The organism is Planomicrobium sp. YIM 101495 (assembly GCF_009707665.1).
GTDB lineage: Bacteria > Bacillota > Bacilli > Bacillales_A > Planococcaceae > Planococcus.
The window spans coordinates 1,008,861-1,021,791 of the sequence record NZ_WLZW01000001.1 but is presented as its reverse complement, the minus strand read 5'-3'; the positions used below and the strand labels follow the sequence as shown (position 1 = coordinate 1,021,791).

At 48.9% G+C, this 12,931-nt stretch carries 13 protein-coding genes; 9 read left to right on the top strand and 4 right to left on the bottom strand.

Features of this window, described 5'->3' with window-relative positions:
- Positions 1–11: 11 nt before the first annotated feature.
- Positions 12–899 carry an RluA family pseudouridine synthase gene (locus GIW82_RS05190; protein ID WP_370456167.1) on the top strand — a complete coding sequence of 296 codons (888 nt, stop codon included), beginning with the start codon at positions 12–14 and terminating at the stop codon, positions 897–899.
- Here the strand turns inward: GIW82_RS05190 and prpE are convergent.
- A complete protein-coding gene (prpE, locus tag GIW82_RS05185; RefSeq protein ID WP_154748817.1) occupies positions 884–1,621 on the bottom strand; it encodes a bis(5'-nucleosyl)-tetraphosphatase PrpE in 738 nt (245 codons plus the stop codon). The genes GIW82_RS05190 and prpE overlap by 16 nt on opposite strands.
- An 84-nt stretch (positions 1,622–1,705) precedes the next feature.
- On the opposite strand from prpE, the gene mgtE reads away from it, so the two are divergent.
- Positions 1,706–3,076, top strand: a complete 1,371-nt coding sequence (mgtE, locus tag GIW82_RS05180; RefSeq protein WP_154748816.1) for a magnesium transporter — start codon at positions 1,706–1,708, stop codon at positions 3,074–3,076.
- A 79-nt stretch (positions 3,077–3,155) separates the two neighbouring features.
- On the top strand, positions 3,156–3,926 hold the full coding sequence (gene fabI, locus GIW82_RS05175) for an enoyl-ACP reductase FabI (protein ID WP_154748815.1): 771 nt from the start codon (positions 3,156–3,158) through the stop codon (positions 3,924–3,926).
- 177 nt (positions 3,927–4,103) lie between these two features.
- Here fabI and GIW82_RS05170 read toward each other — a convergent pair whose 3' ends face one another.
- The 3 genes from GIW82_RS05170 to GIW82_RS05160 form a co-directional block, all read right to left on the bottom strand.
- The gene (locus tag GIW82_RS05170; RefSeq protein WP_154748814.1) at positions 4,104–4,535 is read right to left on the bottom strand and encodes a GNAT family N-acetyltransferase; all 432 of its coding nucleotides are present in this window, start codon (positions 4,533–4,535) and stop codon (positions 4,104–4,106) included.
- A 3-nt stretch (positions 4,536–4,538) separates the two neighbouring features.
- Entirely contained in the window at positions 4,539–5,054 is a 516-nt protein-coding gene (locus GIW82_RS05165; protein WP_154748813.1) for a YjcG family protein, read from the bottom strand.
- A gap of 75 nt (positions 5,055–5,129) precedes the next feature.
- Positions 5,130–5,852 carry an alpha/beta hydrolase gene (locus GIW82_RS05160; RefSeq protein WP_154748812.1) on the bottom strand — a complete coding sequence of 241 codons (723 nt, stop codon included), beginning with the start codon at positions 5,850–5,852 and terminating at the stop codon, positions 5,130–5,132.
- Positions 5,853–5,937: 85 nt separating this feature from the next.
- Between GIW82_RS05160 and GIW82_RS05155 the strand changes: the two genes are divergently transcribed.
- The 6 genes from GIW82_RS05155 to GIW82_RS05130 all read left to right on the top strand — a co-directional run bounded on the left by GIW82_RS05155 (position 5,938) and on the right by GIW82_RS05130 (position 12,921).
- Positions 5,938–6,522, top strand: coding sequence for a phosphatidylglycerophosphatase A family protein (locus tag GIW82_RS05155; protein WP_154748811.1), 585 nt, complete (start codon positions 5,938–5,940; stop codon positions 6,520–6,522).
- A gap of 102 nt (positions 6,523–6,624) precedes the next feature.
- Positions 6,625–7,605 carry a TAXI family TRAP transporter solute-binding subunit gene (locus GIW82_RS05150; RefSeq protein WP_154748810.1) on the top strand — a complete coding sequence of 327 codons (981 nt, stop codon included), beginning with the start codon at positions 6,625–6,627 and terminating at the stop codon, positions 7,603–7,605.
- Positions 7,606–7,696: 91 nt separating this feature from the next.
- Complete coding sequence (locus tag GIW82_RS05145; RefSeq protein WP_154748809.1) at positions 7,697–8,215, top strand: DUF1850 domain-containing protein; 519 nt, start codon at positions 7,697–7,699, stop codon at positions 8,213–8,215.
- Positions 8,212–10,245 (top strand): TRAP transporter permease, encoded by a 2,034-nt coding sequence (locus GIW82_RS05140; RefSeq protein WP_154748808.1) that lies wholly within the window; start codon positions 8,212–8,214, stop codon positions 10,243–10,245. Before GIW82_RS05145 ends, GIW82_RS05140 begins: the two co-directional genes overlap by 4 nt.
- 202 nt (positions 10,246–10,447) lie before the next feature.
- Positions 10,448–11,506 carry a HEAT repeat domain-containing protein gene (locus GIW82_RS05135; protein WP_154748807.1) on the top strand — a complete coding sequence of 353 codons (1,059 nt, stop codon included), beginning with the start codon at positions 10,448–10,450 and terminating at the stop codon, positions 11,504–11,506.
- Positions 11,503–12,921: a glycosyltransferase family 2 protein gene (locus tag GIW82_RS05130; protein ID WP_154748806.1), complete on the top strand. Its 1,419-nt coding sequence runs from the start codon at positions 11,503–11,505 to the stop codon at positions 12,919–12,921. The genes GIW82_RS05135 and GIW82_RS05130 overlap by 4 nt, the downstream gene beginning before the upstream one ends.
- The last annotated feature ends 10 nt before the right edge of the window (positions 12,922–12,931 follow it).

Genomic DNA, 12,931 nt, shown 5'->3' with positions numbered 1-12,931 from the left:
ATGAGGAGCAGCTGACACCATTCACGCTTACCTACACAGTAAAACGGGAAGAATTGCTGCGGGAAGCGCTCCGCTCCTGGGGGATTTCCAAAAGGACGCTCGCTGCCGTGAAATACGGAGGCGGGCGCATTTGCGTCAATGGCCAAGAACAGACAGTGAGACACGTACTTGAGGTCGGAGATTCGGTCTCTGTGGAGTTCCCGAATGAAGAACGGAGTGCGGGACTGATTGCCGAGGAAGGTGACCTCCGGATCATTTATGAAGATGCGGCACTATTAGTCGTGGACAAACGAGCCGGCCAAAATACGATTCCTTCGAGAGAGCATCCGGTTGGCAGTCTCGCGAATGAAGCAGCGCATCACTTCATAGAAAAAAGCATTCCAGGCACAATCCATGTGGTCACACGGCTCGACCGCGATACGTCAGGGCTTGTCTGCATTGCAAAAAACCGCCACATCCACCACATGCTTTCCGAACAGCAAAAAGCGAAAGTAATGGAGCGGCGGTATGAAGCGGTCGCTCACGGACGACTGATCGACGAGCAATTGACAATCATTGCACCGATCGGCCGAAAGGACACGAGCATCATCGAGCGGGAAGTGCGTGATGGCGGTCAATATGCCGAGACACGCGTGAAGCGTCTCGGCGGGAATAAGGACTTTTCCCATCTGCAATTGGAATTGAAGACGGGAAGGACCCATCAGATCCGCGTCCATTTGGCGCATATCGGCCATCCGCTTGTCGGCGATGACTTGTACGGCGGCAAACGGACGACGATTGCACGCCAAGCACTTCATTGCACGGAGCTTCGGTTCATCCATCCAGTGACGTTCGAGGAAATCCAGTTGACGTCGCCTTTAAGGAACGACATGCAACAGCTTCTTCAGACAAAGGAATGAAACCGGTCCGGCTGATAAGACTGCTGTGACGGCACCGAGACAACCGTCTTTTCAGGATAACGGAAGGCGCTCAATTTACCGCCGAACACACAGCCGGTATCGATATTGACCGTATTATTCTTGATATAAGGCTCTGCGGTCGGCGTATGGCCGTAGACGATGAAAGATGAACCGCTGTATGAAGCAGCCCAATCACGTCTGACCGGGCGACCGTCTGGGAGGAATGTGCCTGTCGTGTCACCGTATAGGACGAATGCCCAGATCTTGCCGGACAATGGCATGCCGATCATGTTCTCTTTGATCCCGGCGTGGGCGACGATCAAGTTAGGTTCCAGCTCGAGATATGGCGGCAATGATTCGTAGAACTGCTTATAGCGTTTGCGGAATGCGATCTGCTCTTCCGTTGAGAGCTGGTGGAATTCATTGACCGTCGTTTCCAGGCCATGGGTCAGCTGCACACCATTTCCGCGCAAATAGCGGTAAAGTTTGCTGCAATGGTTCCCAGGGGAATAGAAGAGGGAGCCTGCATCTTGCAGGTTGAATAACAAACGCAGCACAGCGAGTGAAGCCGGTCCGCGGTCTGTCGCATCTCCGACGAATGCGAGCTGGCGGCCTTCTGGGTGGCGGTAGACGGTTCCGTCCGCCCTGTAACCAAGTTTTTCGATGAGCTGAATGAGTTCATCGTAACAGCCATGAATGTCTCCGATAATATCATATGCCATGATTTTCACCTCTTTAGGATCTATCATAACAGGCAGGCTGCGAATGAGGCTAACGATAAAATTGCAAGAATGGGAGGGAAAAAGATGGCGGAAGAAACAAAGACGCGTGATGGGGAAATCGATTTGGCGCATTTCCAGCAACTGATCGAAAATGGGAAATTAGAGGATTTCCGAACAGAGTTTCTCTCCCATCATCCATACGATCAAGCAACTTTCTACGAGAAAGCCGATTACGATACGAGACAATTGCTTTACCAATTTCTATCACCGCAAGAAATGGCGGAGCTGTTCGAAGCGATCGAAGTCGATGATGACGACTATGAAAAGTTGTTCGAAGAGATGGATCCCGCGTATGCGACGGATCTCCTGGCTCAGATGTATACGGATGATGCCGTCGATATCCTGAACGAACTATCGAAAGATCAAGTTGCGGGATTCCTGAGCATCATGGAAGAGGATTCAGCGCAGCAAATCAAGAACTTGCTGCACTACGAAGAATACACAGCCGGTTCGATCATGACGACCGAATTCGTTGCGATCCCAAAAAACTCTACGGTACGTTCGGCGATGAATATCTTGCGCAATGCGGCGACGAATGCAGAAACGATCTATTACGTTTTCGTCGTCGATGAACAGAAGAAACTGTCAGGCATCGTCACACTGCGTGATCTGATCTTGTCGGAAGAAGATGCATTGATCAGCTCGATCATGAACAACCGGGTCGTCAGTGTATCCGTCGGCACCGATCAGGAAGAAGTCGCTAGGATCATCAAGGATTATGACTTCCTGGCGATGCCGGTTGTCGATCACCAAGACCACCTGCTCGGTATCATCACGGTCGATGACATCATCGACGTGCTCGACGAAGAAGCATCGGATGACTACTCCAAACTTGCCGGGGTGACGGACATGGATACGTTTGACCGGAATCCGTTCTCGGCTGCGAAAAAACGCTTACCATGGCTGATTTTACTGACGTTCCTCGGGATGATGACCGCTAATTTGATGGGGCTGTTCGAAGACATACTAGATCAAGTAGCGCTGCTTGCCGTCTTTATCCCACTCATTGCCGGCATGGCAGGGAACAGTGGAACGCAGGCACTTGCCGTTGCCGTCCGCGGAATCGCGACAGGTGACATCGAAGAGGAAAGCAAAGTGAAACTTCTGTTCCGGGAAGCGGGGACGGGCTTGATCACCGGCATCGTCTGTGGCCTTGTGGTCATCGGTCTCGTTTATTTCTGGAAAGGGGAATTGCTCATCGGCATGCTTGTCGGAGCAGCGGTGTTCAGTTCAATTTTCGTCGCGACACTTGGAGGCTCATTCATCCCGCTCCTTATCCACCGGATGAAAATCGACCCGGCCGTTGCGTCAGGACCGTTCATTACGACCTTGAATGACATCATTTCCATCCTAATCTATTTGGGATTGGCATCGATGTTCTTATCATCACTTTAGGAAAGTGCGAATTGCACTTTCTTTTTTTATCGGTTATGATTGGTACCAGGTAATATAAACAGGTATTGGGGGAAGCGGAATGTCAATTTCATTAGCAGGAAAAACATATGTCGTCATGGGTGTCGCAAACAAACGGAGCATCGCATGGGGAATTGCACGTGCACTGGATTCAGCAGGCGCGAACATCGTCTTTACATATGCTGGGGAGCGGTTCGAGAAATCAGTCCGTGATCTAGTGGCGACACTTGACGGGAACCACGAAATGATACTACCTTGTGACGTGACAAGCGACGAGTCCGTCTCATCTTGCTTCGCAGAAATCGGTGAGAAGGCTGGCACTATTCATGGTCTTGCACACTGTATCGCTTTTGCGAAAACGGAAGAATTGGCAGGGAACTTCTCGGACACGTCACGCGAAGGATTCCTCCTGGCACAAAACATCAGCTCGTACTCACTGACGATCGTTTCGAAATTCGCGAAGCAGTTGATGGCAGACGGTGGAAGTATTGTCGCACTAACTTACATCGGTGGTGAGCGCGTATTGCCGAACTACAATGTCATGGGCGTAGCGAAAGCATCTCTTGAAATGTCTGTGCGTTACTTAGCAGCGGACCTTGGACGCAACAACATCCGCGTCAATGCGATCTCGTCTGGCCCGATCCGTACATTGTCTTCAAAAGGTGTCAGCGATTTCAACTCGATCCTTCACGAAATCGAGGAAAAAGCACCACTGCACCGCAACACTACACCTGAAGAAGTCGGCGACACAGCAGTCTTCTTGTTCAGTGAAATGTCACGTGGTATCACGGGTGAAACAATCCACGTCGACAGCGGGTATCACGTTCTGTAAGTGGATGTGCTAATTTAATCGGGGAACCGAGGAGAATAACCGGGAATCCACGGCGTTTAATCGGGAATCCGAAGAAATTAACCGGGGATTCCAGCTTATGTAAACCAAAACAACAAATACATCACAAAAAAAAGGATCAGTAATCTCAAATTGAGATCGCCGGTCCTTTTTCTTGTTTCAGATTAAATTCTTTTCCATTGCACGGTGGGGGATGTCCGCATCCAAAAATTCAGGAGAAGTGACTTTATACCCGAGTTTTTCGTAAAAAGGGATGGCGTGGACTTGCGCATGGAGTTTCAATGTGAAAATTCCAAGCTTCTTGGCATGAGCTTCCATCTCGTCCATGATCAGGATGCCAACATGCTGGCCGCGGAATTCATCGAGTACGCAGACGCGCTCGACTTTGCCGATGCCTTGTTCGATTTCGCGGATGCGCCCGGCAGCGATTGGCTGCTCGAGGTGATAGCCAACGAAATGGACAGAGCTATCATCGTATTCGTCCATTTCGAGGTGGATCGGGACGCCTTGTTCTTTTACGAAAACGTTCTTGCGGATTTCAAAAGCTTGTTCTCTTTCCATTGCTGTCTCAGCTGTGATGACTTTCTGCAATTCTTACTCATCTCCTGTTAATCGGAATGTATCATAAACGGTCCATGATCCATCCTCCAGTTGGTAGAGCAGGTGGAAGCGGTCGATCGTCTCAGAGTGATCAATGCCAGCCAGCTGCAATTGTCCGAGCAGATCCGAGAATTCCGAATCGGATAATTTCTGGGCGATCGTGATGTGTGGAACGAATGTGAATTGGGGCTGGCCTCCGAAAGTTTCCGTGTGCAATGCCCCGTGCAATGCGGAAATTTCGGGTGTCTGCTCGATCTTGAAATAAAGTGTATTCGTTACAGGTGCGAATGAACTCACACGTGATGCGTGAAGTGTGAATGGCTTGTGCTGCTTTGCTACTTTCGCCAGTTCATCCGCCAGTTCCTTGATTGTGGCATCGTCGGCTTCGAATGAATCTTTCAGAGTCATGTGAGGCGTGATCAGTTCATAATGTGGATCGAAACGCATTCTGTAGGAATTTGCTAAGTCTTGCAACTTTTTAGACGGAAACACTGCAATACCGTATTTCATAGGCTTGTCCTCCTTCTCGATTTCAACTATCTTAATTCAAGTATAACAAATTTGATCAAAGATTGTGAATAGACCTCAAACACCGAAATTTTGGATTAAGGCACGTTTTACATCCGGTTGCCAGTGCTTCCAAGTGTGGTCTCCCTTGAATTCTTCATAGAACATGGAGAATCCTTTTTTTTTCAGCAACTTGTTCAATTCCCGGTTCGGCTCCAGGAAGTTTTCTGTGCCACCGGAGGTTAAAGGAACGGCCAGTTCTTCGGTGCCAATGACGTGATAGATCGTGAAGGCATGCGTTGCTTGGAAGCTTTCGATCGCTTGGATCATCTCTGGTCCGACTTTCGGCGATTGCAAAATGACGCGGCCGAAAATATTCGGGTATTTAAGTGCAGCCATGAGTGAGACGGTCGCTGCGAGGGAGTCCCCGATCAACGCGCGGCCCATGCCGACCTGGTATGTCGGATATTTCTCGTCCAAGAACGGCACAAGTTCGTGTGCAAGGAAGCGCAAGTAAGCTGCATGTTTCTCGCCAGTCGGTTCGTATTTACTGCTGCGGTCTTTGACGCTCTTGTAAGGAATGCCGACCGTGATGATGTTTTCGATTTCCTTGTTCTCGAGCAATTCATCAACGACGCGCGGGATGCGGCCGAGCTGGAAGTAATCTTTGCCATCATTGGCGATGACGATCGTGTATTTATAAAGGGGAGAATAATTGTACGGAAGGTGGACAAGCAACTGCATCTCCTCTTGCAATTCATTACTATAAAGGGTCAAATCTTCAACTGTGCCTCTGTTCATAAAAAAACGCCTCCTTCTTTTCCTACAAAAATTGTAACATAATCGACATCATTGGTATAATAGAGCGAAAAAAGGGGGAGAAACAATGGATGGAAGAAATTTCCGGGTTCATTCGGACGAAGTGACAAAGGCAACATATGAAGCGCTTGAACGAAGAGGGGTCACGAAGCAGGACATTGCGGATATTGTTCTCGAGATGCAGCGGCCTTATAATGAAGGACTGACCATTGAACATTGCGTGGAGTCGGTCGAGAGCGTCTTGAAAAAAAGGGAACTTCAGCATGCCATCCTTGTCGGTGTCGAGATGGATGAGCTGGCGGAGCAAGGGAAGTTATCCCGCCCACTCCAGCAGATCGTCGGTTCGGATGAAGGGCTGTTCGGCGTCGATGAAATGATCGGACTCGGTGCAGTGCTGACATACGGAAGCATCGCGGTCACGACATTCGGCCATTTGGACAAGAACAAGATCGGCATCATCCGCAAGCTTGATACGAAAATTGGCGGACAAGTCCACACGTTTTTGGACGATCTCATCGCGAGTATCGCTGCATGTGCCTCTTCGCGCATCGCTCACCGCACACGCGACCTGGAAGAACAAGGGAAGACCTTCGAAGATTTGAAGCCTTCCGAGACGGCACCGGAGAACGATATCGACGGAGCGACAACTTAAACGGAAAATTAAAGGTGAAGCTTTTTGTCAAGGTGTCTTGATACTAGTCTGTTTAACATGGTAGGATAGGATTGTTACAATTATGACAAAGGGGGAAATCGAATGTTGAAGAAGAAATTCGGATTATTTGCAGCAATTACTTTGGCAGGGTCAATGTTTTTGGCAGCGTGTGGAGATGATACCGCATCCGACAATGGGGGAGCAGACGAAGGGGAAAGCAATCCTAAATTCCTAAGCATTCTGACTGGAGGTACGACTGGTACTTACTATCCGCTAGGCGGAGCGATGGCGACAATCATCGATAACGAGACCGGGATCGACACGACAGCGGAATCTTCCCAAGCATCTGCGGCGAATATGACAGCGCTTGCAGACGGAGATGCGGAAATTGCATTCGTTCAAACGGATACAGCATTCTACGCTTCTGAAGGAACGAACATGTTCGAAGGCGAAGCAATCGACACGGTTTCTGCCATCGGAGCACTTTATCCGGAAACAATCCAACTTGTCACGACAGAAGGTTCTGGCATCACTTCTTATGAAGACTTGAAAGGCAAGAGCGTTTCAGTCGGTGCACCAGGTTCAGGTACGTATATCAATGCGGAGCAGCTTTTGGAAGTGCACGGCATGACAATGGACGATGTTGATACACAAAACCTTGACTTCGGGGAATCTCAGGAAAGCCTTCAGTCTGGCCAGATCCAAGCAGCATTCGTAACTGCTGGAACGCCTACGGCAGCTGTTGACAGTCTTGGCGCAACAAAAGACGTAGTGATCGTACCGGTAGCAAAAGATAAAGCAGATGAGCTGATCGAGAAATATCCTTACTATGCACATGAAACGATTCCATCAGGAACATACGGCATGGCAGATGAAGTTCCGACAGTATCTGTTTTGGCAATGCTTGTTGTTCAAAACGATCTATCGGAAGACTTGGTATATGACATCACAAAAGCGATCTATGAAAATACTGATCAGATCCAGCATGCAAAAGCTGAATTCATCAAAGCCGAAACGGCGTTGGATGGTATCGGAATCGCTGTTCACCCAGGGGCACAGCGCTACTTCGATGAAGTAAATTAATAAGGTGGATTCATCTAATTGACGGTAAAGCGCAAGCTTTATCGTCGTTATTTGTTTCATCGCTGCGAAGTGGGAGAAGAGGAGTGTGGAGATGAAGCCGCAAAAACAAAGAATCATCATACTTATTGCTTTCATCTCCTTCCTGTTAGGTTTATTTGCCGCAGTACTACCGCATGGGAAGTATTTGGTGTTCATCTCGAATGAAGATGACGCACTATCCGGTTATGTAAAGCTCCAGAGCAATGAGTTCCAGGTCAAGTATATCCATTCGATCCATTTGACAGAAGTTATCGAGAGCCTCGAAGTGCTTCCGGATGCTTCGCTGATGATGACAGAAGTGGAGTATTCGGATTTTGCTGTCGGCATGCCTTCGAATGCGAATGAAGGAGAAGAGTTCGTCCAGGAAGACGGCAAGTACTTCATCCGGAACATGACGACGCTCTTACCGGAATACCGGATGTTCGTCGGTGATATCGACGAGGCGCTGCTGTTGTCCGTGGCTGGAGTGGATTATGACTTGAAGAAAACATTGAGCCGGGGGACTTCCTATACACTCAGCATAAAGCAATTATCGTTTTTACAAAAAATTCAAGGAAGTGAACTAAAATGACAGAAAAGCGGCCTCCTGAGGAGCTGGAAGAGAGAAAGATGCCACCAGAAGATTCTGTATATATTTCGGAAGAGCAGCAAAGGGAAATCTTGCAAAGGTACGATCCGGAATCCAACACACGTGATTTGGCTGGCACAATGAAAAATGTCGTATTTGCCCTGTTGCTGGCTTTCTCGCTCTTCCAATTATACACAGCCATTTTCGGGCAATACACAGCATATATCCAGCGATCGATCCACTTAGGGTTCGCTTTGACACTCATCTTCCTTCTTTTCCCCGCGTTCAAGAGAAAAGGGGAAAGAAGAAAAGTAGCTTGGTATGATTATATCTTAGCGTTATTGTCTGTCGGCATCGGTCTTTATTGGCCGATCATGTACGATGATCTGGTTTTCCGGATCGGGCGCGTAACGGAACTTGATATGGTAGTCGGGATATTGGCCATTGTTTTGACGCTGGAAGCGACGCGGCGGGCTGTCGGTCTTCCGATCACCGTCATCGCATCGACGTTCCTTGCTTATATGTATTTCGGGCAGCATTTCCCGGGATTCCTGCGCCACCGCGGACAGGAATTGGATTCGATCATCCAAGTGATGTTCTACACGACGGACGGAATCCTCGGAACACCGATCAGTGTATCGGCGACCTTCATCTTCGTATTCCTCCTATTCGGGGCATTTTTGGTGAAGACCGGTGTGGGGCAATACTTTAACGATCTGGCTGTTTCGCTGGCCGGACATTTGACGGGAGGTCCGGCGAAAGTTGCGATTTTCTCGAGTGCGCTTCAAGGAACGATTTCTGGAAGCTCGGTCGCGAACGTCGTGACATCGGGTTCTTACACGATTCCGATGATGAAAAGACTCGGCTACCGGAAAGAATTTGCCGGAGCGGTCGAAGCGACTGCTTCGACCGGCGGGCAAATCATGCCGCCGATCATGGGGGCTGCTGCCTTCCTGATGGTTGAATTCATCGGAGGCATCGACTATTGGGACATCGCCAAAGCTGCGGCTATTCCTGCATTCCTTTACTTTGCCGGCGTTTGGATCATGACGCATTTCGAAGCGAAGCGTGTCGGCTTGAAAGGGCTGACGAAGGAAGAGATGCCGGACCGGAAAGAAGTGCTGAAGAAGATTTATTTATTGGCGCCGATCTTGGCGATCATCGTCTTCCTTCTTATCGGAATTCCGACGATGCACGCCGCGTTGTACGGCATCCTGCTGACGATTTTTGTCAGTGCCTTCAATAAAGAAACACGTCTTGGCTTCATGGATATCATCCATGCGTTAGTTGACGGTGCACGCACAGCACTTGCAGTTGCGGCTGCGACTGCTGCAGCGGGAATGATTGTCGGCGTAGTCGTGAAAACCGGTCTAGGCTTGAGCCTTGCAAACGGGCTGGTATCGGCTTCGGGCGGTAATATCCTGCTGACACTGTTCTTCACGATGCTTGCTGCCATTGTTCTTGGAATGGGATCTCCAACAACAGCAAACTATGTCATAACGTCTACAATCGCAGCACCGGCGATCATCACACTGCTTATGATCGATGAACCGGCCGGGGCGGCAGTTCCGATGGTGATTGCGATTTCTGCCCATTTATTCGTATTCTATTTCGGGATTATCGCCGATATTACCCCGCCAGTTGCACTTGCAGCGTTTGCAGCTTCCGGTATTTCTGGAGGAGAACCGATTCGGACGGGCTTCATCGCAGCCAAATTAGCCATTGCAGCCTTTATCATTCCGTACATGTTCGTTCTGTCGCCAGCCTTGCTGATGATCGATACGACCATTATGGAAGTTGTTTGGGTACTCTTGACTGCTCTTGCCGGGATGATGGCAATCGGAGCCGGGATGATCGGCTATTGGTACCGGAAATTGTATTGGTTTGAAAGAATCATTGCAATCGCTACTGGTCTTGCGCTGATCTATCCGGAAGGCTACACCGATATGATCGGTTTGATTGTGTTCTTGATTATTTTCTTCATCCAGTGGACAGCGCGTGAAAAGAAAGCGCCGAAAGTGGCAAGAGCTTAATCTGTTACAAGTAGACGAGAAATGTTCTTGCTAAAATAATAAAGGCCTTCGAGCGAACCTGTGAATATTCAGGGGTTGCCCGGGGGTCTTTCTTCGTGGAATTCGGAATATTTAGATTGTTAGTTTTATGGGGTTACATATAGTAAGATGAATTTATTAACTTCTTCTTCGATATGATAGGGAAATAGTGGTTTCACAAGGAATGGGTGAGGAAATGGTCGGATTTTTTACGTGGCTTGTCATGATTTTGTTCGGGGTGCAGCTGCTCATTTTGATTCAGCTGATCGCTTGGAAAACAAGCCAGTTGAAAAAAGAGAAGCGGATGGCAGCGGAAATCACGCGGCTCCGTCCAGAACTGCTAAAAATCATGAACGGCGAACAAGAAGAAATCCCAGCGATCGGATTGACGGGTTCTGCCCGCACGGAAGCAGCTGAAAGCATACTGGATGAGCTGAACCATGCGTATGACGGGGAAGAGGCGGTTCAATCGCTTCGCCGGGTAGCGGAAGAATACTTGACGGTGCAATATAAAAAAACGTTGAAGCGAGGCTCATGGGCCGACCGGATCAACACTCTATACTTTATTGACGATTTTTCGATGACATCAATGAAAGAAGAAGTTTACGCACATTTTTTGAAACGGAAAAAACGTGACGAGGAATACCGGCAGTGCTTGCGGAATTTGGTGAGCTTCGGTGATGAGCGTGTGCTGGTCCACTTGTTCAAGGAACCGCTGCCTTCCATCGTCTTCTTGAAAGAGCTCTTGCTGCGGATGAATGCAGAGCTGCTCGCGGAGACGGAAGAAATGCTTGAAACAAGACGGGAAGAACACGAAAATATGCTTTTCGCTTTCATCACCGTGGTCGGTGAGCTGAACAACGGCACTTACTTTCCATTCGTCGAAAAAATGCTCGAAGATCCCCGGGAAGAAGTCCGCATCAAAGCGATGAAGAGCTTGTGCAGTTATCGGGAATTCACAGCTTTTTCTTTGTTGGAAGGTTTTGCGGAATCTGCTTCATGGCAAGAACGGATGTATAGCGCCAAACTGATCGGGGCATGCAGGCTTGAAGAGTTTCGCGATACGCTCATGAAGCTCATCTCCGACCAAGTGTGGTGGGTCCGCTTCGCTGCAGCCCAGAACATCGCGCAATTGACGGGTGGCGAAGAGTTGTTGAAGCAGATCCATACAAAAAGCGATGACGCTTATGCACGGGATATCGCAGCACATATGCTTGTGCGTAAAGGAGGAAGAGCGCGATGACGATGGATATCAGTACAGTCTTGGAGACGCTGTCGTGGATCATCATCGTCTATATGCTGACTGCCAACTTGATTTACCTAGCTTTATTCGCAGTGGCAGCACCGAAAATCAGCCGGGAAAAATACTTGAATCGAACGGAACAGATTGAAGAGCTGGCCGTCAGCAAGGATGTCTATCCGATATCTGTCTTGGTCCCTGCGTACAACGAAGAAGTGGGGATCGCGAGTACAGTCAATTCTTTGTTGGAGCTTAATTATCCACAATTCGAAGTGATTGTTATCAATGATGGTTCCAAGGATGGCACCAGTGACCAGTTGTTTGAACGTTTCCATTTGAAGCCGATCCAGCTTGCATCGCGTAATTACTTCTCGACGCAGAAGCTTCTTCGTGCATATCAGTCCGAGACGCATCCGAACTTGTTCCTTTTGGAAAAAGAAAACGGGGGCAAGGCGGATGCATTGAATGCGGGAATCAATTTCTCCCATTATCCGTACTTTGCAGCGATCGATGGGGATTCGATCCTCGACAATGATGCACTCATCAAGACGGTCAAGCCAATCATCGATTCGGAGGGACTCGTCACCGTAACAGGCGGAACGGTCAGAATTGCAAATGGCAGTAGAATCAGGAACGGTCACGTCGAACAAGTCCGTCTGCCCAAAAATCCGCTTGAAATCATGCAGATCGTGGAATATTTCCGTTCCTTCCTGATCGGACGTCTCGGCTTCAGCCGCGCCAATGTCCTGTTGATCATTTCTGGGGCATTCGGGGTATTTGAGAAGAGCCGTGTAGTAAAAGTCGGTGGCTACAATCCGAATACGGTCGGAGAAGATATGGAACTGATCGTGCGGATCCACCGGTCGATCAAAGCAGAAGGGTCGAAGCAACGCATTGAATATATCCAGGATCCAGTATGTTGGACAGAAGCGCCAAGCACGATTGCATCTTTGCGTGCCCAGCGGATCCGCTGGCAGCGGGGATTAGCCGAGACGTTGTGGCTGCACCGGGGGATGTTGTTCAATCCGAAGTACAAAGGAATCGGACTGTTTGCGATGCCATACTTCCTGTTCATCGAACTGTTGAGTGCAGTATTTGAAATTATCGGGTATTTCCTGATTATTTCCGGTCTCCTCTTTGGATTGATTTCACCTGATGTCCTGACGGTTCTTTTACTTGTGACGATTCTGTACGGCTCGCTTCTGTCCGCTCTGGCGGTCTTGCTGGAGGAATGGACGTATCACAAGTACCCGGACGTCAAGAGCATCATCACTCTCTATTTCTGGGCACTGACGGAGTCACTTTGGTTCCGGATCGTCTTGAACTTCTGGCGCGTAATCGGTATTTTCGCTGCGATCCGTAAAAAAGGCACATGGGGCAATATGGAACGAAAAGGCGTTTTCTCAAAAGAAGAATAAAATGAAAAAC

Coding starts and splice junctions, on each gene's coding strand:
- prpE (WP_154748817.1), bottom strand. CDS start 1,621: ATGGCATATGATATTATCGGAGACATTCATGGCTGTTACGATGAACTC.
- mgtE (WP_154748816.1), top strand. CDS start 1,706: ATGGCGGAAGAAACAAAGACGCGTGATGGGGAAATCGATTTGGCGCAT.
- fabI (WP_154748815.1), top strand. CDS start 3,156: ATGTCAATTTCATTAGCAGGAAAAACATATGTCGTCATGGGTGTCGCA.
- GIW82_RS05165 (WP_154748813.1), bottom strand. CDS start 5,054: ATGAAATACGGTATTGCAGTGTTTCCGTCTAAAAAGTTGCAAGACTTA.
- GIW82_RS05160 (WP_154748812.1), bottom strand. CDS start 5,852: ATGAACAGAGGCACAGTTGAAGATTTGACCCTTTATAGTAATGAATTG.
- GIW82_RS05155 (WP_154748811.1), top strand. CDS start 5,938: ATGGATGGAAGAAATTTCCGGGTTCATTCGGACGAAGTGACAAAGGCA.
- GIW82_RS05150 (WP_154748810.1), top strand. CDS start 6,625: ATGTTGAAGAAGAAATTCGGATTATTTGCAGCAATTACTTTGGCAGGG.
- GIW82_RS05145 (WP_154748809.1), top strand. CDS start 7,697: ATGAAGCCGCAAAAACAAAGAATCATCATACTTATTGCTTTCATCTCC.
- GIW82_RS05140 (WP_154748808.1), top strand. CDS start 8,212: ATGACAGAAAAGCGGCCTCCTGAGGAGCTGGAAGAGAGAAAGATGCCA.
- GIW82_RS05135 (WP_154748807.1), top strand. CDS start 10,448: ATGGGTGAGGAAATGGTCGGATTTTTTACGTGGCTTGTCATGATTTTG.
- GIW82_RS05130 (WP_154748806.1), top strand. CDS start 11,503: ATGACGATGGATATCAGTACAGTCTTGGAGACGCTGTCGTGGATCATC.